This is a genomic window from Curtobacterium sp. PhB115, assembly GCF_003752025.1.
In the GTDB taxonomy this organism is placed as follows: Bacteria; Actinomycetota; Actinomycetes; order Actinomycetales; family Microbacteriaceae; genus Curtobacterium.
On the sequence record NZ_RJKR01000005.1, the window covers coordinates 741,723 to 761,346 of the forward strand.

Genomic DNA, 19,624 nt, shown 5'->3' on the forward strand with positions numbered 1-19,624 from the left:
CCTACGGGCGACCGGCGACACCCACGGTCTTCTCCACAGTGCCGTCCGTGCCGGAGCCGGCCAGGGCGTCGGACCCGGCCACGTCGTCGGCGCGGGTCGGTGCGATCGCCCAGCCCGTGCCTCCAGGCCGGAGCCAGCCGCGCCCGCCCGCCCAGGCCGGGGCCACACCGCGGAACCGGGGTGCCTCGCGCCCCGCGAACGTGCGGTCCAGTCCGCGCCACCGCGCCAGGAGCTCGACCATGCCCCAGAACGCCAGCGACGTGCCGAGGGTGATCAGCCAGCCGCCGATCGTGCCGTTCGACGAGTCCAGGTCGACCCGCGACCACCCGGGCGCCTGCAGCACGAAGATCATGATGTTGTTGAACGCGTGCTGCAGGACGGTGGCCTCGAGCCCTCCGGTGCGGAGCACGATGATCGCCGCGATCAGGCCGAACGAGCCGACGTCGAGGATGCCCCAGACGTTGTAGCCGTTCGGGATGTGCAGCAGGGCGAAGACGACGGTCGACACCAGCACGGCGATGACCGTGCCCGTCTTCCGCCACGGGATCCACGATCCGATCGTCTGCATGAGGAACCCGCGGAAGATGAACTCCTCCGCCGCGCCCTGGAACGGCACCAGCACGATGACGAGGGCGATCGTCAGCGTCAGGGTGCCGAGGGAGACCGTCGACTGGCCGAGCAGCTCGTGGTTCCAGCCCAGCCCGCCCTCGAACGTGAACGAGCCCCAGCTCTGCACCAGGAACATGATCACCGCGATGACGAGCGTCGGCAGCAGGCACCACGCCGTCCAGGCCCAGCGGACCCGGAAGCGCGTCGAGGTGAGGATGCTGCCGGGGCCGAGCCGAGCGATCTTCACCGCGAGCAGGATGCCGGGCAGCAGGACGACGAGCGACACCAGCGAGATCGAGAGGACCAGCGGGTCGGTCGGGTCGAGCGCGCCGGACTGCAGCCCGTCGAGCAGGTCGAACAGGCCCGACTGACCACGCACGGCAGCGATCGGGACGAAGTAGGCGACGGTGATGACGACCTGCGACACGATGTACCACCCCGCGAGGAACGCGAGGGCGACCAGCGGGCGCCACCACCTCCAGCGTGCGTCGACACGGGGCAGGCGGTGGTAGGGAACGCTCACGTCACGCAGGCTACCGGCACGGGCAGGATGGGAGCCGTGATCACCGTCGTGCTCGGCCTCGCCGGCGCGCTCGTCTACGGGTTCGCCGACTTCCTCGGCGGGCTGGCGTCGCGGCGCGTCCGGCCGGTGACCGTTGCCGCCCTGGGCGCTGCGATCGGGATCGTGCCGCTGCTGGTCGGGCTCGTGCTCCTCGGCGGGGCCTTCACGTGGACGGGGTCGCTGTGGGGTGCTGTTGCGGGGCTGTCGGGCGGGGTCGGCGTGCTGCTCCTCTACGCGGCCCTCGCGATCGGGCCGATGAGCGTGCTCTCACCCCTCACCGCCGTGTTCGCGGCCGTGGTGCCCGTGCTCGTCGCCGTGGTGCGGGGCACGGTGCTCTCGCCCGTCGCGGTCGTGGCGCTCGTCGTGGCGGTCGTGGCGGTCGTGCTCGTCGCCGCCGTCCGGGACACCTCGGGCGCCCGGATCACGGCACGCGGAGTGGTCGCCGCCGGGGTGGCCGGGTGCGGGTTCGGGGGGATCGTGCTCGCGTACGACATGACGCCGCCAGGAGCGGGCATCGCGCCGTTGGTGGTCGCACGGGTGCTGCAGGCGGTGCTGCTGGGAGCGGCGGCCGTGGTGGTGGCGGTGCGGGCAGCGCACGTTCGGGCCGCGTCGGTGCGGCCTGGGTCGGTCCGCCCTGGGTCGGTCCGCCCTGGGTCGGTCCGCCCTGGAGGCGCGGGAGACCCCGCAGCGTCGGCCGGCGTGCCGGGGTCTGCCGTGCCTCCAGTGCGGTGGTGGCGGTCCAGACTGCTGGTGGTCGTGATCGCGTGCGGCGTCTTCGACGCCCTGGCGAACGTGTTCATCCAGGCGGCGCTGCACTCGAGCGACGACCCGGTGACGCTGCCCGTCGTGAGCGTGCTCAACGCGCTGTACCCGATCGGCACCGTGGTGCTGGCCGGGGTCGTCCTGCGGGAGCGCCTGACGCCGCCGCAGTGGACGGGCATCGGGCTGGCCTTGGCCGCCTCGGTGGCGCTGGCGCTGGCCTGAGCGCTGGGTGCGGCCCGAGCGCGGGCGCGGCGGGCGCGGGCGCGGGCGCGGGCGGGCGGGCGCGGCGAGCGCGGTCCCGGGCGCGAGGTTTCGGGGTGAGCGACAGTCTTCGGGGCGATGTGCCCGAGAACTGTCGCTCAGCCCGAAAAGCGGCCAGCGGCAGGCCGTCGGCAGCCCGACGGCGGCGCGGACGAGGCGCCAGGCGTCAGGCGTCAGGCGTCAGGCGTCGGGGATCAGGCGCTTCCCGAGCGACACCGTGTGGTCGTCGGCGTACCCGAGCGACTCGTAGAAGCCCAGGACCTGCTCGTTGCCGGCACGCACCTGCAGGTTCAGCTTCGGGCAGCCGAGGTCCGTCAGCAGCCGCTCGAACTCCGCCATCAGCGTCCGTCCGAGTCCCGATCCCTGCAGGTCCGGCCGCACGGCGAGGTAGTTCACCCAGCCGCGGTGCCCGTCGAACCCCGCCATTCCCGCGGCGACGACGACCGCCTCGCCGTCCGCCGCGCCACTCGTCGCGACCAGGAAGAGCTCGGGCTGCACCGTCAGCTTGCGCGCGATGTCGCGTCGGGGGTCGTTCCACGGGCGGACGAGACCGCACGACTCCCAGAGGGCGACGACCGCTTCGGTGTCGTCGGGGCGGAACGCGCGGATCCGGTACTCCATGCCCCCACGCTAACGGGGGTGTGCAGAACCGTCGTCACCGCACGGTTCCCGTGATCTGATAGACCTGTCCGACCACCCACCCGATCAGGAGCCCCGTGACCGCACACGACACCTTCCCGTCGCGCCGCAGCGCTCGGGACGACGCCGAGGGTTCGCGGTCGCCCCGTCCACCCCGTCGGCGGATGACCGTCGGTGGCGCGCTCGTCGCCCTGATCGCGGAACTGCTCATCATCGCCGGCGCCGGCACCGGGCTCTACGTCGTCTGGACCGCGTGGTGGACGGACGTGGTCGCCGTGAACGAGCAGACGAAGCTCGTCGACGGACTCGGACAAGTGAAGACGGAGAAGAAGGCGGGGACCGAGCACCGCGGGACCGCCCCCGTCCTGGCCGAACCGCCGGACATCACCGACGTGTTCGGGACCATGCAGATCCCACGCTTCGGCAAGGACTACAACCGGCCGATCGGCGAGGGCACGGACCGCGAGCAGGTGCTCAACACCATCGGGCTCGGGCACTACCAGGACACCGCGATGCCCGGGGCTCCCGGCAACTTCGCCGTCGCCGGCCACCGGGTCACCTACGGCAAGCCGCTCAACCAGATCGCCGAGCTCAAGAAGGACGACTCGATCGTGGTGCGGGTGACCGACGCGAAGACGAAGTTCGACGTCTGGTACGTCTACAAGGTCACCGACAGCCAGATCGTCACGCCGGACCACATCGAGACCATCGCTCCGGTGCCGAACAAGCCCGGTGTCGACCCGAGCCCCTCGGACCGTTGGCTGACCCTGACCGCGTGCCACCCGATGTGGTCGGCCGCCGAGCGCTACGTCACCCACGCCAAGCTCGACTACTGGATGCCCGCGTCGGAGGGCACCCCGAAGGAACTCTCGGAGACCGCCAAGTGATCTTCCCGTTCGTCTGGCGCATCCTGCCCGGGCCCACCGTGCTCAAGCTCCTCGAACTGCTCGTGCTGCTCGCGGCCATCGTGTGGGTGCTGTTCACCTTCGTCTTCCCGTGGATCGCCGCCGACATCCTGCCCCCGCCCGACGGCACGGTGGAGTCGACCGCTACCGCTACCGCCACCGCCAGCGCCACACCGACCCCGTAGCGTCCGGCGACCCGGCAGCGCCAGCAGCGCCAGCAGCAGCGCCGGCCACTCAGACCGTGGTGGTCACGCGCGAGCCGCCGGCCTCGGTCCGACGCACGGCGATCCGCTCCGGGATCCGCTGCTTGAGTTCCTCGACATGGCTGACGATCCCGACCTGACGACCGCCGGCGGTCAGTCGGGAGAGCTGCCCGATCACGTCGTCGAGGGTCTCCGGGTCGAGTGTGCCGAAGCCCTCGTCCACGAACAGCGTGCCGAGGGAGACCCCGCCCGCCTCGGCCTGCACGACGTCGGCGAGCCCGAGCGCCAGGCACAGCGACACCGTGAAGGTCTCGCCGCCGGACAAGCTGCGCGGATCGCGGACGGTGTCGGTCGTGTGGTCGTGCACCGCGAGGGCGAGCCCGGTCCGACGCGCTCGGGATCCCGATTCGCGTTCGTCGGAGGTCTCGAGCGTGAACCGGCCGGCGAGCATCCCCCGCAAGCGGTCGTTCGCGGCGGCGACGACGTCCTCGAAGCGGCGCATGAGCACGTAGGTGCCGAGTGTGATCCCGGTCGGGTTGACCGATGTCGACCCGTTCGCGATGTCGGCGAGCCGGACGACGGCCCGACTGCGCGCCGAGGTCTCGTCGCGGGCACGGACCGCGCGGGTGAGTTCCGCCGCGCACCGATCGACCGCGTCGGCCCGGTCCCCCGCGGTGACGGCGAGCCGGTTCGCCTCGTCGAGAGACGCCGCCGTGTCGTCCCGTGCCGTGCGGGCGCCCCCGAGATCGAGTGCCGCGAGGTCGTCGTCGGCCGCTGCGACCACGGCCGGCTCGGCGAGCCCCGCCTGCACGACGGCGCGCTCCGCATCGGCCGCGGCGACGACCGCCCGGGCCCTGGAGGTCGCGTCCGCGTCGAGCAGGGCGGCCCGGGCATCGGCGACGTCGCTGAACCCCTGCTCGACGAGCACCCGTTCGACCTCGGCCCGGCGCTCGTCGAGGGCACGTTCGGCGACCCGCGCGCGTTCGTCGGCCTCGGTCACGGCACGCAGTCCGGCGAGCCGCCGGTCGAGCCCCTCGACGGCGCTCCGGAGCGTCGTGGGCTCGTCGTCGAGCATCTCCCCGAGCCGGTCGACCGCCGCCCGGACCGCAGCCACGTCGGCCTCGAGCCGCTCGCTGTCCGCGACGATGGTGGACGCGAGCACGGTGCGGCGGGCGTCGAGGTCGTTGCGCTCGCGTTCGAGCGCACGCGTCGCGGTGTCGTGGTCGGTCCGGTGCCGCTCGTGCTGCAGGACCAGCGCGGCGGCGTCGTGCGCTGCACGGACGCGCTCGTCGGCAGCGCCGGCCAGTCGGTCGAGCGCAGCGTCGTCCACCGCCCCGACGACGTCGACCAGGCGCTGGTGCTCCGCACGCTCGAGCGCGAGGTCGGTCGCGGCGTCGGCGAGTGCCTGGTCCGCTGCACGGGTGGCGTCGCCGGCGGACTCGACCGCCTCGATCGTGGGGTGGTCGTCCTGCGGCAGGGCGACCGCGGGGTGCGAACTCGATCCGCACACCGGGCACGGGTCCCCCGGGACGAGTGCTGCGCCGAGTTCTCCGGCCAATCCGGCGATCCGTCGTTCGCGCAGGACCCGCTCGGCGGCGAGGGCCTCGGACGCGTCGGCACGTGCAGTGGCGACCGTGCGTTCGGCCGCCCCGACGCGCACCGCTGCTCGGTCGCGCGCCGCGAGGTCGGACCGCAGGGAGCGGACCCGGGCGACCTCGTGTGCGGCGGCATCGGCGTCGGCTGCCGTCGCGGCGGCGGCACGCGCGGCCTCGACGATCCGGGCCCGTTCGGCCGGCCGGGTGTCCAGGGCGGCATCCCGCTCGACGAGCTGCGCCGCGAGGCGTTCGACCAACGCCGAGGCGTCGGCGATCGCGGACCGGCGGGCGGGGAGGCCGTCTTCGGTCGTGGCGAGCGGCCGGACCGTGGTCAGCTGGTCTGCCAACCCGTCGCGACGCCGCACGACCTCGGCCGCGTCGTCACCGACCACGTGCTGCTCGCGGACTGACCGCGACGCCGCGGCGGTCTCGTCCGCACGGGCGCCGGCGGCGTCGAGTCCGTCGGCGAGCACCGCGACCCGGGCCGCACGTTCCGCGGTGGTCAGTGCGCCGCGGAGCCCGTCCACGGCATCGCCCTCGGCGTCGAGTGCGCTGCGCCGCGCGACCAGGCCGGCACGCCGCTCGAGCGCGGCCGCTCGTGCCGTCACCGTTCGTTCGTGGTCGGCGGCGGTCGTGGCCGCCGCCGTCGCTGCCGTGCGGACGGCCGCCGCCGCATCGGCCGTCGCGCGGATCGACGCAACGGTCGCGGGCACCACGGACTCGTCGGCCTGCTCGATGCCGGCGGCCTGGGCGAAGCGGTTCAGTGCGTCGCGCACCCGGTCGTCGGCGCCGTCGACCTCGGCCTGGACTGCACGGCGTCGGGCGGCGAGCTCGTCGGCGGTGCGGTCGTAGACCTGGGTGCCGAAGAGGGACTGCAGGAGCTTCCGGCGGTCCTCGCCCGGAGAACGGAGGAAGCGCGCGAACTCGCCCTGCGGCAGGACGACGGTCTGCAGGAACTGTGCCCGGTCGAGCCCGACGATCCGGGCGATCTCGACGGCGGCTTCGGGGATGCGCGACGACATCGGCTCACCGGCGACGTCGGCGGGTCCGGCGAGCCGGAACAGCTGCACGGAGGCCTGCTGCTTCACGGTCCCGGTCCCCCGCTGCTTGGGGCGGTCGTACTGCGGGGTGCGACGGACACGGAAGGTCCCCGCGCCGGTCTCGAAGACGAGCTCGACGAACGGCTCGACCGCGGGGTCCGCGTGCTGGCTGTGCAGACGGTCGGAGCTGGCGTCCGACCCCGCGAGGCCGCCGTAGAGCGCGAACACGACGGCGTCGATGATGGTCGACTTGCCGGACCCGGTCGGGCCCTCGAGCAGGAAGACCCCGGAGGCGGCGAGCGCCGCGAAGTCGATCGTCACCAGGTCCGGGTAGGGACCGATGGCGCGCAGTTCGAGCCGGTGCAGGTACATCAGCGGTCCCCTTCGTGCTGCAGGGCGAGCACCGCTGCCTCGTACGCCTCGGTCAGGACCGCGTGCTCGTCGTCGTCCGGTGCAGCACCGGTGGCGAAGGCCACGAAGTCGGCAGCGACCTCGACCGGGTCGGACGTCGCGGTGACGGCACGGGCGACCGACGCCGGGCCACGGTCGGCCGGTTCGTGGGTGATGGCGAGCGCGTGCGGGAAGTGGTCCTTCACGCGGGCGTACATGCGCTCCGGGTGCACGGCGTCGGTGACGGCGACCCGGACCCAGGCGTCGGCGTCGCGCTGGAACGCCCCGGACTCGATGTCGTCGATGCTGCCCCGGACGTCGACCAGGCGCCGCGGCACCGGGGTCGGGACGAGCTCCGCCGTCACCGCTCCCCCGGCGTCGAGTTCGACGACGGTCACGGACTTCTGCTGGTTCCGCTCGCCGAACGAGAACGCCAGCGGGGACCCGGCGTACCGGATCCGGCCGCCGTCGCCCACCCGCTGCGGCCCGTGCAGGTGCCCGAGGGCCACGTAGTCGAACCCGCCGAACACGGACTCGGCGACGCGGTCCACCCCGCCGACGCGGATGTCCTGCTCGCTGTCGCTCGGGTCCGCCCCGCCGACGAACGCGTGCGCGACGATGACGCTCCTGGTGTCGGCACGGCTGGCGAGGTCGGCGCGGATGCGCTCGGTCGCGGCCTGCACGACGGCGTGGTGGGACCGGGCGAGGGGTTCGTCGGGGACCTCGGCCAGGGCGTACCGGGTGAGGTCGGGGTGCAGGTACGGGATGCCGTAGACCGCGACCGGACCGTCGGCGTCGTGGACGAGGACGGGTGTGGCGATGTGGGCGGGTTCGGCGAGGATGCGGACGCGCTGCCCCATCACCCCGGCGCCGAAGCCGAGCCGGGCTGCGGAGTCGTGGTTGCCCGGCGTGAGCACCACCGTCGTGGTCTCGGCGAGGCGTTCGAGCACGCGGGAGAGCATCCGCACGGCATCGACGGGCGGGATCGCACGGTCGTAGACGTCCCCCGCGATGACCACGAGGTCGACCGCGCGGTCGCGCACCAGGTCGACGAGCCAGTCGAGGAACGCCGCCTGGTGCTCGAGGAGGTCGGCACCGAGCAACGTGCGGCCGAGGTGCCAGTCACCGGTGTGCAGGATGCGCATGCGGACACGGTAACGCCGGCCGGGGACATCGTCGGGCGCCCCACGGTGAGCTGTGGAGAACTCAGGGCACGCAGCTCGCCGAGGCGAGGCCGAGGACGGAGACGACCCGCACCTTGACCGTCGGCGTGCTGGTCGCGGTCCAGTTGTTGCCGAGGTTCGTACGGAGGGTCAGGGTGTAGGTGGTGCCGAGGTCGAGCAGCCCCGCGCCGCCGTAGGTGAGCGACCGTTGCCCGCCGGTGGTGGTCGTGAGCTGGGTCGACCCGTTCATCAGGTCGAAGGAGTTCGGCACCGTCGGGTTCGTGTAGCTCCAGGCGATGGTGACCGTGCTCGACGATGCTGCGGTGCAGGTCAGCGTGGGCACACCGGTGGCGGTGCCGGCCGTCAGGGAAGCGGTCGTCACGGTGGTCTTCGACCACGGCACCGCCACCGCCTGTGCGGGCAGCAGCACGCCGACGCCACCGGCGAGCACGAGCACCGCAGCGGCACCGCCGAAGCGGCGCCAGCGCACGACGCGACGCGCCTGCCGCCGCAGCGAGCGACGGGTGATGACGGTGGGTGCGCCGGTCGGGAGGCCCGTGGCGGCGCCGTCCCGCGCCTCCAGACCGTCGTCGGTCCCGTCCGTGGACCCGCCGCCTGCGCCGTCGTCGGCACCGGGATCCGACCCGGAACCGTCGTCGTCCGAGGCGTCCGAGGCGTCCGAGGCGTCCGAGGCGTCCGAGGCGTCCGACGCCACCAGCCGCCGCAGCGACCCGTCGATCGTGCAGAGCGCGAGGACGGCCGTCAGGCCGAGCGCGAGCATGACCACCTTCGCCCACTGCCCCTCGCGCAGCCACAGGATCGGCAGCCCGACGAACGGGATGCGGAGGAACGCGACCCCGTGCACGGCCGACGGCTCGAGCGGGGTGGAGTCCTGCTGCGGGTTCGCGTCACCCTTGGTGACGAGCGTGCCGCCCGGGCCGTCCTCGACGTAGCGGTGCATGCGGAGGTGACCGGGCTGGTCGGGGTCGTCGGCGAGCAGGATCTTGCCGGTCCGGACCTCATCTGCGGCGACGGGTCGCGAGACGACGACGTCGCCGGGGGTGAGCCGCGGCTCCATCGACCCGGTCATCACCGTGGTGGGCTGCCAGCCGATCACGGCGGGTGCAGCTGCCCACAGGGCGAGGCCGAGGAGGGTCGCGACCACGCCGCGAGCGACGGTGGCGACGACGACGCGCCCCCAGTCGACGGCGTCACGGAGCACGGCGTGCGGTGTGGGACCACCGTGCACTGCGATGCTGCTCATGACTGCCTTCGACCGGGGGCGCGTTGTCGGGGGTGGTGTGTAGGGCTGGCTCGGGCTCAGCCCGGCTCACCGGGGACGGGGTGCGACCCGGCTCAGCTGTTCTGGGCCTCCCAGGTGAGGCCGAGGGACGCGGTGCCGCCCTGCACGGTGTTCGGTGCGGTGCTCGAGACCGTGTAGGTGAAGCGGTAGACGCGCGACTCGGAAGCGGAGCCGGTCGGGGCCCAGGTGCCGAGGCCGGTGGCGAAGTTCGTCGAACCGGTGCCGAACGCGGCGAGCGTGCCGTTGTAGAGCGTGCCGCTGGTCGAGGCCGGGGTGAAGCCGGTGCAGGAGCCGAAGCCGCCGCCGGTGCCCTGCTCGATCTGCAGGTTGATGTTGCCCGAGAGGTTGTTCGTGGTGGCCGGGTTCGTGCCGTACAGCTTCACGGTCGAGGCGAGCGAGCCGGTCGACGTGACGGTGATGCAGTTCGCGCCGGTCGAGCCGGGCTTCAGGCCGGTGGCGGTGAAGAGCGCGGTGTTGTTGTCGTCGTCGGTGAGGGCGACGCTGCCGGCGGTCCAGTTGCTGGTCGGGTTGACCGTGGTGGCCGAGAAGGCCGAGTAGGACGCTGTGGAGACGACGATCCCCGATGCCACGAGAGCGGCGGGGATGGCGATCCAGGCGGCGAGACGGGCGGCGCGAGGGGTGACACGAGACATTGCGGGGCTCCTGATCCGGAAGGTGTGGCGCCGTGGTCGCGGTGGTTGGTCGCGTCGGAGCCGAGGTGTTTGCTACGACGATCAAGTTACTTTGCTGCCGAGCTGGTCACAAGTGAAGCAACACCCCCACAGTTGGGGGTACCTTGATGAGTGAGATACTTGTTCACTGAGCAGGACGACGGCACACCTGTTCCGTCCCGCACGATCGCGCTGGCGATCACACTCTGAGAAGAGCCCACCCGATGACGGACACCTCCCAGGCGGTCCTGCCCCCGACGACGCAGCCCGCGACGCCCCCCGCGCCCGTGTCGCCCACCCTCTCGCTGCCCGAGGCCGTCCCGACGGACACCGACCTCGCGAAGCTGCTCACCGCGTTCCGTGTCCTCCAGATGCAGCACGCCCGTGTCCTGCACCACGAGAGCCTCGTCCGGGGACTGAACGCGACCGACACCCGGTTCGTCTTCTTCCTCAGCGCAGCCGACGGCGACGGGGTCACCCCGAAGCAGGCCGGCGAGTACCTCGAACTCACCACCGGCGCGATGACGTCCCTGGTCGACCGGCTCGAGAAGCGGGGCCACCTCGAGCGCCGTCCGAACCCGGAGGACCGCCGCAGCGTGCTCCTGCACCTCACCGCGTCCGGCGCCGAGATCGCCCGTGAGATCGGTGCCGTCTACGCCGACGCGTTCCGCCAGGTGGTCGCACCCGAGGACCGCTCGGCCCTCGCCGAGGCCTTCGACGGCCTCGGCACCGCCCTCGAGCAGCACTCCCGCGCCCGGGGCCGCACCGCGTGACCTCCCGTGTCGGAACGCGCGCGTAGCGTTGCCGGCATGACCCCCTCCGAACTCCTCATCGAAGCGTTCTCCCGCGTGCCGGCCACCGTCGAACGCGCCGTCGACGGCCTCTCCGAGGACCAGCTCGCAGCACGACCGGCCGCCGGGGCGAACACGTTGGCATGGCTCGCGTGGCACATCGCACGCGGGCAGGACGTCCAGGTGGCGGACCTCGCGGGCACCGAGCAGGTGTGGACCGCCGACGGCTGGTACGACCGGTTCGACCTGCCGTTCCCGGCAGAGGCGCTCGGCTACGGCATGTCCCGCGACGACGTCGGCCGCGTCCGCGCATCGGCCTCGCTGCTCACCGGCTACCTGCGCGCCGTGCACGAGCGCACCGTCGCGTACCTCGGCACCGTCGGCGCCGAGGACCTCGACGTCGTCGTCGACGAGGCGTGGGACCCGCCCGTCACGGCAGGCGCGCGCCTGGTGAGCATCCTCAACGACTGCACGCAGCACGCCGGACAGGCCGGCTACGTGCGCGGGCTGCTCTTCTTCAACAGCTGAGCGCGCGCGGTCGCGGGCGCGCGCGCGGGCGTGCTCGCTTCGTGAGCAGCCGCTTCGTGAGCAGAAATGGTCGGGTCCGATTTCGGGACCCGACCATTTCTGCTCACCATGTGACGGACGGGAGGCCCGGTACCAGCTGGTACCGGGCCTCCCGTCGTCCGTGTGGTCGCGACTACCGGGCGGCGAGCTCGCTGACGATTCCGTCGCCGGGTGCGGCCTGCACGAGGTCCGCCGCGATCTCCGCGCGCTCGAGGATGCCCTCGATCTTGCGGATGCGCCCACGCGGGACGAGGGTCACGACGGTGCCCTCCTTGCCCGCACGGCCCGTGCGGCCCGAGCGGTGCATGTACGCCTTGTAGTCGTCCGGGGCGTCGGCCTGCACGACGAGCGACACGTCGTCGACGTGGATTCCGCGGGCGGCGACGTCGGTGGCGACGAGCACGTTCACCCGGCCGCTCGTCAGGAGCTGCAGGTTGCGCGTGCGGCGCGACTGGTTCAGGTCACCGTGGAGCGACGTGGCACGGATGCCGGCGTCCTCGAACTGGTCGGCGAGACGCTCCGCGTAGGCGCGGGTCCGGGCGAAGACGATCGTCTTGCCGTCACCGGCGACGAGCTCCTCGAGGACACGGTCCTTCTCGCGCTGCTCGACGACGAGGACACGGTGGTCGATGGTCGAGGACGCCTGGTCCTCACCCGCGACCTCGTGGACGCTCGGCTCGTGCAGGAACTGCTCGACGAGTGCCGCGACCTGGGTGTCGAGCGTGGCACTGAAGAGCAGCTTCTGCGCGCGGTTGCCCTGCGGGGTGACCTCGGCGGTGGCGGAGAGGATCTCCTGCACCGGCTCGAGGAACCCGAGGTCGCACATGTGGTCGGCCTCGTCGAGCACGGAGATGACGACCTCGCTGAGGTCGAGCTTCCCCTTGTTCATCAGGTCCTGCACACGACCGGGAGTGCCGACGATGATGTCGACACCGCGCTCGAGGGCGCCCTCCTGGCGGCCGTAGGGGACGCCGCCGTAGATCTGCGTCGTGAAGAGGCCCACCGAACGGGCGATGGGCTGCACCGTGCGGTCGATCTGCAGGGCGAGCTCACGGGTCGGCGCGAGGATGAGCGCACGGGGGGCGCGGCCCATCTTGCGCTTCGTGCCGCCGCCGTGCTCCATGAGCTTCTCGACGAGCGGGGCGCCGAACGCGATGGTCTTGCCGGAGCCGGTGCGGCCTCGGCCGAGGACGTCCTTGCCCGCGATCACGTCGGGGATCGTCGCCGCCTGGATCGGGAACGGGCTGCTGGCGCCGAGCTCCTGCAGGGCGCGGGAGATGTTGCCGCCGATGCCGAGGTCGCCGAAGGTCACGCCCTCGACGTCGGAGGCGACGGTGGACTCGGCCTGGAGCTTCGCGAGCTTGACGTCGTCAGCGGGGACGAACTTGCCGCGCTCGGGCTCGTCGAAGGAGCGACGCGGGGCGCGGTCGCTGCGGTCGTCGCGGTCGAAGCTGCGACGGGGACGGTCGTCCTGGTCGCGACGGGGCGCACGGTCGTCGCGGTTGAACGAACGGGGCGCACGGTCGTCACGGTCGAACGAACGACGCGGACGGTCGTCGTTGTCCCGACGCGGGGCACGGTCATCGCGGTCGAAGCGACGGGGGCGGTCGTCCTGGTCACGACGGGGCGCACGGTCGTCACGGTTGGAGCTGCGTGGTGCGCGGTCATCGCGGTCGAAGCGACGGGGCGCACGGTCGTCACGGTCGAAACGACGCGGGCGGTCGTCGTTGTCCCGACGGGGAGCGCGGTCGTCACGGTTGAACGAACGGGGCGCACGGTCGTCACGGTCGAAACGACGCGGGCGGTCGTCGTTGTCCCGACGCGGCGCACTGGGCCCCTGCGAGCCGGTTCCGGCGCGACGCGGAGCTTGCGGAGCGTCGGGACGGCCGTGCGAGTAGGGAGCGTCACGGTCGAAGCGACGGGGCGCACGGTCGTCACGGTCGAAGCGACGGGGCGCACGGTCGTCACGGTTGTAGCCGCGACCACCACGGTCGTCGCGCTCCGGGCGGCGCTGACCGCCCTCGCGGGGCTCCCAGTTCGGCCGGGCAGGGCGCTCGCCCTGGGCCGAACGGCCGCGACGCTCCTCGGCGTCCCAGCGCTGCTTCTGACGCGGAGCGGTCGGCTCGGCGGCACGGAAGCCGCGGTGCTTGCTGCTGCGTGCGGCGGGGGTGCCGTTCGGGTGACGGGTACGGTCGGAGGCGCGGTTGTCCGCGCCCTTGTTGTACGGGGCCATGACTGCTTTCTCGGGTGCGCAACGTACCGCAGCGCCCGACAGCGACATCGGCGGGGGCTGCTTGCGGAGAGGGGGTTCATCCCGTCGCGATTCGACGTGATTCCAGCCCTCGAGCAACACACACCCAACAAAAAGCCCGTGATCACGATGTCACGGCGTCGAAGGCCGACCGAGCGAGTCTACGCGACCCCGCGCTCTGATGCCAGCCCCGTCGTCGACGGTCGGCCGCGAGCCGGACCCGGCCCGTGCCTCCCGGCCCGCCCGTCGGTCAGGACTCGGCGAGCCGCTGACGCTGCTCGGCCACGTCGAAGTCCGCCGGCGGCCACGAGAGTTGCATGTCCTCGAGTGCACGGAGCAGGAGCTGCTGCACGGCCAGGCGGGCGTACCACTTCCGGTTCGCCGGGATGACGTACCAGGGTGCCTGCGGGGTCGAGGTCCGGTCGAACACGATCTGGTACGCGTCCTGGTACCGCTCCCAGAGCAGCCGCTCGTCGATGTCGCCCGGATTGAACTTCCAGTGCTTGTCGGGGCGGTCCAGGCGCTCGCCCAGGCGTTCGCGCTGCTCGTCCTTCGAGATGTGCAGCATCACCTTGACGATCGTGGTGCCCTCGGCGGTCAGACGGTCCTCGAACGCCGTGATCGCGCCGTAGCGTCGCTCGATCTCGGCGGGCGAGGCGTACGCACGGATGCGCTGGATCAGGACGTCCTCGTAGTGGGAGCGGTCGAACACCCCGAGCTGCCCGGCGGCCGGCAGCTGCCGTTCGATGCGCCAGAGGAAGTCGTGCTCGCGCTCCTCGGCCGTCGGGGCCTTGAAGCCGGCGTAGTGCACACCGTTCGGGTCGACGGCGCCGACGACGTGCGAGACGATGCCGCCCTTGCCCGCGGTGTCCATGGCCTGCAGCACGAGGAGCACCCGTCGCTGGTCCCCCGCGGTGGAGGCCGCGTACAGCCGCTCCTGCAGGGCCGACAGTCGGGACGCACCCGCGGCGAGCGCCTCGAGCCCGTCGATCTTCCGGCCGGGGAACCCCGGGGTGGCATCCGGGTCGACCTGGTCGAGACGGAACCCCGGTTCCACGCGGAGGAGCGGCTCGGGATCGGCGTTCCATGCCTTGCGACGACTCACGGGTCCTCCTGCGCTCCGGGTGTCCGGGTGACCCCTCCCCTCATCCTGGCACCGCGACGGCTGATCGGTGTGGTGTGGCGAGCCGCCGGTGCGGCTAGCGTGGAGCCGATGAAGTCCGGCCGCCGCACAGTGCTCGCGCTCGTCGCCGCGGTCGTGGCGCTCGGCGCGGTCGCGTCCTGCAGCTCGGACCCGGTCGGCGACGAGAACGCCACCGTCACCGCGGACAGCGTGATCTACCCACTGTCCTTGCGGTACCACGGCATCGACGTCGTGGCCGACGTGCCGTACGGCACCGATCCGTTGCAGCGCCTCGACGTGTGCCTGCCGGCGGACAGCGACCCCGACACCACGGCCACCCCGACGGCGACACCCGCGCCGTCGGCGTCCGCATCGGCCTCGGCGTCGGCCTCCGCAGAACCGGACCCCGACACCGTCGGCTCGGGTCGCCCGGCGGTCCTGATGATCCACGGCGGCAGCTGGTCGCACGGCGACAAGGCGACGGCCGCGTACCGCTCGGTCTGCGAGTACCTGGCGTCCGAGGGCTTCGTCACGTTCAACGTCGACTACCGGCTCGCACCGACCGACCCGTTCCCGGCGGGGCTCGACGACGTCCGGCGCGCGCTCGACTTCGTGTTCCGACCGGCGACGCTCGAGACCTACGACGTCGACTCGCAGCGGGTCGGGGTGTTCGGCGGGAGTGCCGGCGGCAACCTCGCGGCGATGCTCGCGGTGACCGACCACGAGTCCGCCGCCTACGCCGAGGGCAACCGCATCCGGGCGGTGGTGGACCTGAGCGGCCCGACGAACCTGACGACTCGCTCGACCCGGTCCGACGGGGTGTCCGCATCGTTCCAGCGGAAACAGCTGCTCTACCTCGGGTGCCGGTCGTACGCGAACTGTCCGGCAGCGACCCGGGCGTCACCGGAGTACCACGTGACCGCGGACACGGCGCCGTTCTTCATCGGACACTCCACCGACGAGTTCATCCCGATGTGGGAGTCACAGGAGTTCGCTGCGACCCTCCGGTCCCACGACGTGCCCGTGACGTTCGTGGCCGTGGAGGGGACGGCGCACTCCATCGCGCAGCTCGACGAGGCGATGAGCCGACGCGTCGCGACGTTCCTGCGGAGCCACCTGGGCTGAGCGGGTGGGTGTGCCCTGCCGGACGCCGCGGGCGGCGGGCGGGTGCCACGCTGGACGCCGCGGGCGGCGGGCGGGTGCCACGCTGGACGCCGCGGGCGGCGGGTGCGTGCCACGCCGGACGCCGCGGGCGGCGGGTGCGTGCCACGCCGGATGCCGCGCACGGGCGCGTGCCCCGGCCGGGTGGCACCCGGACTCGGGACTGCCGCCGACGGCCGTGGCGGCGGAGACTTCCGGGGTGACCGACACCTCGACCCGCCCTGCACGCGCCGCCGCGACCCGCTGGGAGCGCAGCTCGCTGCAGACGGCCGCCGAGCTCCTGCTCGGGCTGTCGTTCACCGCCGCGGTGGCCTTCGGCGGCTACGCAGCGGTCACCGGCCAGATGACCGTGGTGTCCCAGGGCGCCGGGATCGTGTTCCTGGTGACCCTGACCTGCGTGCTCGTGTCGTGGTTCCGTGCCGTCGAGCGCGAGGAGCACCCCGCCGCCACGGTCGACCCGATCGCGGCCGTCGACGCCGAGTACCGCCGCTAGTCCTCCACCCCCTCGACCGACTTGACGCCACGTCGGTCGGCACGACGCTCCCGCGCCCGCTCGACCACGTAGTAGAGCGCCGGCAGCACCACGAGCGTGAGCAGCGTCGAGGACACCAGCCCGCCGATCACCACGAGGGCGAGCGGCTGCGAGATGAACCCCGACTTGCCGGTGAGCCCGACCGCCATCGGCACGAGCGCGAAGATCGTCGCGAGCGCCGTCATCAGGATCGGCCGGAGTCGTCGGGTGGCGCCCTCGACCAGGGCCTCCCGGACGCGCAGTCCGCGCCGCCGGTACTGGTTCACCAGGTCGATGAGCACGATGGCGTTCGTCACCACGATGCCGACGAGCATGAGCACGCCGATGAGCGACGCGACGCCGAGCGGGATGCCCGACGCGATCTGCAGCAGGATCGCGCCCGTCGCGGCGAACGGCACCGACACCAGGAGCAGCAGCGGCTGGAGCAGGCTGCGGAACGTCGCGACCATCACCACGTAGACGATCAGGATCGCGACCAGGGCGGCGAGCAGCAGCTGGCTGAACGCGGACGACTGGCTGGACGCGACGCCGCCGATCGACGCCGATGCCCCCTTCGGCAGGTCGAGTCCGTCGACCGCGGTGGTCACCGACTGCACGGCGGCGCCGAGGTTCGACGAGTCCGGGGTCACCGTGATGGTCGCCGTCCGCACGGCGTCCGTGGTGGTGACCGACGTGGGGCCCTCGGCACGCTCGACGGTCGCGACGTCGGACAGCGGCACCGGGCCGGTCGAGGTCGGCACCGAGAGTGCTCGGAGCGCGGTGATGGTCGTGGGCGGGTCGGAGGCGGCGATGTACACGTCGAGCGAGGCGTCGTCGATCTCGACCGTGCCGGTGTCCCGCGGCGAGATCGAGGCGGCGACGATGCCACCGACCTGGGTCTCGGTCAGACCGAGGTCTGCGGCCTTCGCACGGTCGACCCGGACGGCCAGGTACGGCTCGGCCGACGACAGGTTGCTCGTGGCCGCGGTGGTGTTGTCGACGCCCCGCATCTCGCGGAGCACCTGGTCGGCAGCGGTGCGGAGGCCGGCCTGTGTCGGGGCGCTGACGTCGACCTCGATGTCGCTGCTGCCACCGAACCCGCCACCGGACGACGACAGGGCGAGCTCCCCCTGGTCGGGCAACGCGTCGAGTCGCTTCCGGGTGTCCGCCTGCACACGGGTCTGGTCGGCACCCTCGTCCGTGGTCACGGCGTACTGGACCGACGCCGTCCCGCCACCGCCGAACGCGGCCTGGATCGACTCGCCGCTCGTCCCGATCGTCGTCTGGACCGTCTCGACGCCGTCGACCGCACGGATCTGGCGTTCCACGGTGCGGGCGGCATCGGACTGCTCCGCCAGGCTGGTGCCGGGTTCGAGGTCCTGGGTGACGGTGAAGGTGTTCTGGCCGGAGTCGCCGAGGTAGTTGGTCTTCACGAACGGCAGGGCAGCCGCGGTCCCGCCGAGCACGAGCACCGCGGCCAGCAGCACCACCCACGGTGCCCGGATCACGAAGCCGAGGACGGGCTGGTACCCACGGCGCAGGCGGTCCGGCGCTGCGGCGTCGTGCAGGTCCTCGCCGGAGGACAGCGCTCCGGTCGACGGCACCGCCCCGGCGTGCTTGTGCCCCTTCGGCGCCCGGAGGAACCAGTACGCCAGCACCGGGACGATGGTCAGCGCCACGAGCAGCGACGCGACCAGCGCCATGGTCACCGTCAACGCGAAGGGCCGGAAGAGCTCCCCGACCAGTTCCGCGACGAAGGCCACCGGCAGGAACACCACGACGGTCGTCAAGGTGGACGCGGTCACGGCGCCGGAGACCTCGCGGACACCGTCGAGCACCGCGCGCCGCCGGTCGACCCCGGGTTGGAGGTGCCGCTTGATGTTCTCGATCACGACGATCGAGTCGTCCACGACGCGGCCGATCGCGATGGTCAGCGCGGCGAGCGTGATGATGTTGAGCGTGTAGCCCGCCGCCTGCATGCCGATCGCGGCGAGCAGCACGGACGTCGGGATCGAGATCGCGGTGACGATGGTGGAGCGGATCGACAGCAGGAAGAGCAGGATCACGAGCACCGCGAAGCCGAGGCCGAGCAGGCCTTCCTCGGCCAGGGAGTCGATGGACTGCTGGATGTAGGGCGCCTGGTCGAACACCACGGTGAACCGTGGGTCGCCGCTGATCTTGGCCTCGATGTCGGGCAGGGCGGCGCGGACGGTCTCGGACACGTCGACGGTGTTCGCCTCCTGCGTCTTCGTGATCGCGATCGTCAGGGCCTGCTCGCCGTTCACCCGACTGATCGAGGTGCGGGGCGACTCCTCGATGGCGACGTCGGCCACGTCGCCGAGCTCGGCGGCACGGGCGCCGCCGGTGAGCGGCAGGGCCTCGATGTCCTTGATCGAGGCGATCCGTTCACCGGTCTGCACCGAGAGGGTCGAACCGCTCTGCGTGATCGTGCCGCCGGGGATGAGCGTGCCGTTGTCGTCGAGCGCGTCCGAGATCGCGGTCTCGCTGAGGCCCCTGGCGGCCAGGGCGTCCTGGTCGGGCGTGATGACGACACGTCGACCGGGGTTGCCGAAGACGTCTGCCTGCCGGACACCGTCGAGCTTCTCGAGGTCGGGTACCGCGGTGGCGTTCAACCGGTCGACGAGCTGTTCCTGGTCGCCGTCGGCGGACACCGCGAGCTGGATCACCGGCAGGTCGTCGAAGGACCCGGTGACGATCTGGGTCTGCACGGAGTCGGGCAGCGACAGTGCGTTCACCGCGGTCTGGATCTTGTCCTCGGCGCTCGCCAGGTTCGATCCGTACTGGAACGACGCGGACACCACGCTCTGTCCGGTCGACGAGGTCGCACTGGTCGACTCGAGGTCCGGAACGACCTGGATCGCCTGCTCGATCTTCGTCGAGACGTCGTTCGACACGACCTCTGGTGTCGCCCCGGGGTAGGCGCTGACGATGGCGACCTGCGGGAACTCGACGCTCGGGATGAGTTCCTGCTTGAGGTTGGTCAGCGCGATGCCGCCGAAGATCGCGACGACGACGGTGACGAGCGCGATGAGGGCCCGGTTGCGGAGGCTGAAGACCGAGAGGAGGTGCACGCTCCGATCCTCGCAGGGGACGTCC

Annotated in this window: 16 protein-coding genes; 7 read left to right on the plus strand and 9 right to left on the minus strand. The window is 72.3% G+C overall.

The window, feature by feature from the left end; translation table 11 throughout:
* Position 1 precedes the first annotated feature (1 nt).
* A complete protein-coding gene (locus EDF19_RS03730; RefSeq protein WP_123679545.1) occupies positions 2–1,132 on the minus strand; it encodes a CPBP family intramembrane glutamic endopeptidase in 1,131 nt (376 codons plus the stop codon).
* A gap of 36 nt (positions 1,133–1,168) precedes the next feature.
* Here EDF19_RS03730 and EDF19_RS18995 point away from each other — a divergent pair, with 36 nt between their 5' ends.
* Positions 1,169–2,155 (plus strand): EamA family transporter, encoded by a 987-nt coding sequence (locus EDF19_RS18995; protein ID WP_185022653.1) that lies wholly within the window; start codon positions 1,169–1,171, stop codon positions 2,153–2,155.
* A 219-nt stretch (positions 2,156–2,374) separates the two neighbouring features.
* Here EDF19_RS18995 and EDF19_RS03740 read toward each other — a convergent pair whose 3' ends face one another.
* Positions 2,375–2,815 (minus strand): GNAT family acetyltransferase, encoded by a 441-nt coding sequence (locus tag EDF19_RS03740; RefSeq protein ID WP_123679546.1) that lies wholly within the window; start codon positions 2,813–2,815, stop codon positions 2,375–2,377.
* A 95-nt stretch (positions 2,816–2,910) separates the two neighbouring features.
* On the opposite strand from EDF19_RS03740, the gene EDF19_RS03745 reads away from it, so the two are divergent.
* Together EDF19_RS03745 and EDF19_RS03750 are read left to right on the plus strand one after the other, a co-directional pair.
* The gene (locus tag EDF19_RS03745) at positions 2,911–3,720 is read left to right on the plus strand and encodes a class E sortase (protein WP_260216902.1); all 810 of its coding nucleotides are present in this window, start codon (positions 2,911–2,913) and stop codon (positions 3,718–3,720) included.
* Positions 3,717–3,923 carry a hypothetical protein gene (locus EDF19_RS03750; protein WP_260216903.1) on the plus strand — a complete coding sequence of 69 codons (207 nt, stop codon included), beginning with the start codon at positions 3,717–3,719 and terminating at the stop codon, positions 3,921–3,923. Before EDF19_RS03745 ends, EDF19_RS03750 begins: the two co-directional genes overlap by 4 nt.
* 49 nt (positions 3,924–3,972) lie before the next feature.
* Here EDF19_RS03750 and EDF19_RS03755 read toward each other — a convergent pair whose 3' ends face one another.
* From EDF19_RS03755 to EDF19_RS03770, 4 genes are all read right to left on the minus strand, one after another.
* The gene (locus EDF19_RS03755; RefSeq protein WP_123679548.1) at positions 3,973–6,948 is read right to left on the minus strand and encodes an AAA family ATPase; all 2,976 of its coding nucleotides are present in this window, start codon (positions 6,946–6,948) and stop codon (positions 3,973–3,975) included.
* Positions 6,948–8,111 carry an exonuclease SbcCD subunit D gene (locus EDF19_RS03760; RefSeq protein WP_123679549.1) on the minus strand — a complete coding sequence of 388 codons (1,164 nt, stop codon included), beginning with the start codon at positions 8,109–8,111 and terminating at the stop codon, positions 6,948–6,950. Before EDF19_RS03760 ends, EDF19_RS03755 begins: the two co-directional genes overlap by 1 nt.
* A 61-nt stretch (positions 8,112–8,172) precedes the next feature.
* The gene (locus EDF19_RS03765) at positions 8,173–9,393 is read right to left on the minus strand and encodes a signal peptidase I (protein ID WP_123679550.1); all 1,221 of its coding nucleotides are present in this window, start codon (positions 9,391–9,393) and stop codon (positions 8,173–8,175) included.
* A 92-nt stretch (positions 9,394–9,485) separates the two neighbouring features.
* A complete protein-coding gene (locus EDF19_RS03770) occupies positions 9,486–10,085 on the minus strand; it encodes a hypothetical protein (protein ID WP_123679551.1) in 600 nt (199 codons plus the stop codon).
* 242 nt (positions 10,086–10,327) lie between these two features.
* Here EDF19_RS03770 and EDF19_RS03775 point away from each other — a divergent pair, with 242 nt between their 5' ends.
* Both EDF19_RS03775 and EDF19_RS03780 read left to right on the plus strand, forming a co-directional pair.
* Positions 10,328–10,876: a MarR family winged helix-turn-helix transcriptional regulator gene (locus tag EDF19_RS03775; RefSeq protein ID WP_123679552.1), complete on the plus strand. Its 549-nt coding sequence runs from the start codon at positions 10,328–10,330 to the stop codon at positions 10,874–10,876.
* Between the two features lie 36 nt (positions 10,877–10,912).
* Positions 10,913–11,422 carry a mycothiol transferase gene (locus EDF19_RS03780; RefSeq protein ID WP_123679553.1) on the plus strand — a complete coding sequence of 170 codons (510 nt, stop codon included), beginning with the start codon at positions 10,913–10,915 and terminating at the stop codon, positions 11,420–11,422.
* A 172-nt stretch (positions 11,423–11,594) separates the two neighbouring features.
* On the opposite strand, the gene EDF19_RS03785 is transcribed toward EDF19_RS03780, so the two are convergent.
* Positions 11,595–13,694, minus strand: a complete 2,100-nt coding sequence (locus EDF19_RS03785; RefSeq protein ID WP_123679554.1) for a DEAD/DEAH box helicase — start codon at positions 13,692–13,694, stop codon at positions 11,595–11,597.
* Positions 13,695–13,962: 268 nt separating this feature from the next.
* Positions 13,963–14,817 (minus strand): PPK2 family polyphosphate kinase, encoded by an 855-nt coding sequence (locus EDF19_RS03790; RefSeq protein ID WP_185022654.1) that lies wholly within the window; start codon positions 14,815–14,817, stop codon positions 13,963–13,965.
* A 108-nt stretch (positions 14,818–14,925) separates the two neighbouring features.
* Here EDF19_RS03790 and EDF19_RS03795 point away from each other — a divergent pair, with 108 nt between their 5' ends.
* Positions 14,926–15,960 carry an alpha/beta hydrolase gene (locus EDF19_RS03795; RefSeq protein WP_123679555.1) on the plus strand — a complete coding sequence of 345 codons (1,035 nt, stop codon included), beginning with the start codon at positions 14,926–14,928 and terminating at the stop codon, positions 15,958–15,960.
* A 235-nt stretch (positions 15,961–16,195) separates the two neighbouring features.
* Entirely contained in the window at positions 16,196–16,489 is a 294-nt protein-coding gene (locus tag EDF19_RS03800; RefSeq protein ID WP_123679556.1) for a hypothetical protein, read from the plus strand.
* On the opposite strand, the gene EDF19_RS03805 is transcribed toward EDF19_RS03800, so the two are convergent.
* Positions 16,486–19,599, minus strand: coding sequence for an efflux RND transporter permease subunit (locus tag EDF19_RS03805; protein WP_123679557.1), 3,114 nt, complete (start codon positions 19,597–19,599; stop codon positions 16,486–16,488). The two genes, EDF19_RS03800 and EDF19_RS03805, sit on opposite strands and share 4 nt — an antisense overlap.
* Positions 19,600–19,624 lie beyond the last annotated feature (25 nt).

Bases quoted from the DNA above. Each gene is read 5' to 3' on its own strand.
- EDF19_RS03740 (WP_123679546.1), bottom strand. From the start codon at position 2,815: ATGGAGTACCGGATCCGCGCGTTCCGCCCCGACGACACCGAAGCGGTC.
- EDF19_RS03755 (WP_123679548.1), bottom strand. From the start codon at position 6,948: ATGTACCTGCACCGGCTCGAACTGCGCGCCATCGGTCCCTACCCGGAC.
- EDF19_RS03760 (WP_123679549.1), bottom strand. From the start codon at position 8,111: ATGCGCATCCTGCACACCGGTGACTGGCACCTCGGCCGCACGTTGCTC.
- EDF19_RS03765 (WP_123679550.1), bottom strand. From the start codon at position 9,393: ATGAGCAGCATCGCAGTGCACGGTGGTCCCACACCGCACGCCGTGCTC.
- EDF19_RS03770 (WP_123679551.1), bottom strand. From the start codon at position 10,085: ATGTCTCGTGTCACCCCTCGCGCCGCCCGTCTCGCCGCCTGGATCGCC.
- EDF19_RS03775 (WP_123679552.1), top strand. From the start codon at position 10,328: ATGACGGACACCTCCCAGGCGGTCCTGCCCCCGACGACGCAGCCCGCG.
- EDF19_RS03780 (WP_123679553.1), top strand. From the start codon at position 10,913: ATGACCCCCTCCGAACTCCTCATCGAAGCGTTCTCCCGCGTGCCGGCC.
- EDF19_RS03785 (WP_123679554.1), bottom strand. From the start codon at position 13,694: ATGGCCCCGTACAACAAGGGCGCGGACAACCGCGCCTCCGACCGTACC.
- EDF19_RS03795 (WP_123679555.1), top strand. From the start codon at position 14,926: ATGAAGTCCGGCCGCCGCACAGTGCTCGCGCTCGTCGCCGCGGTCGTG.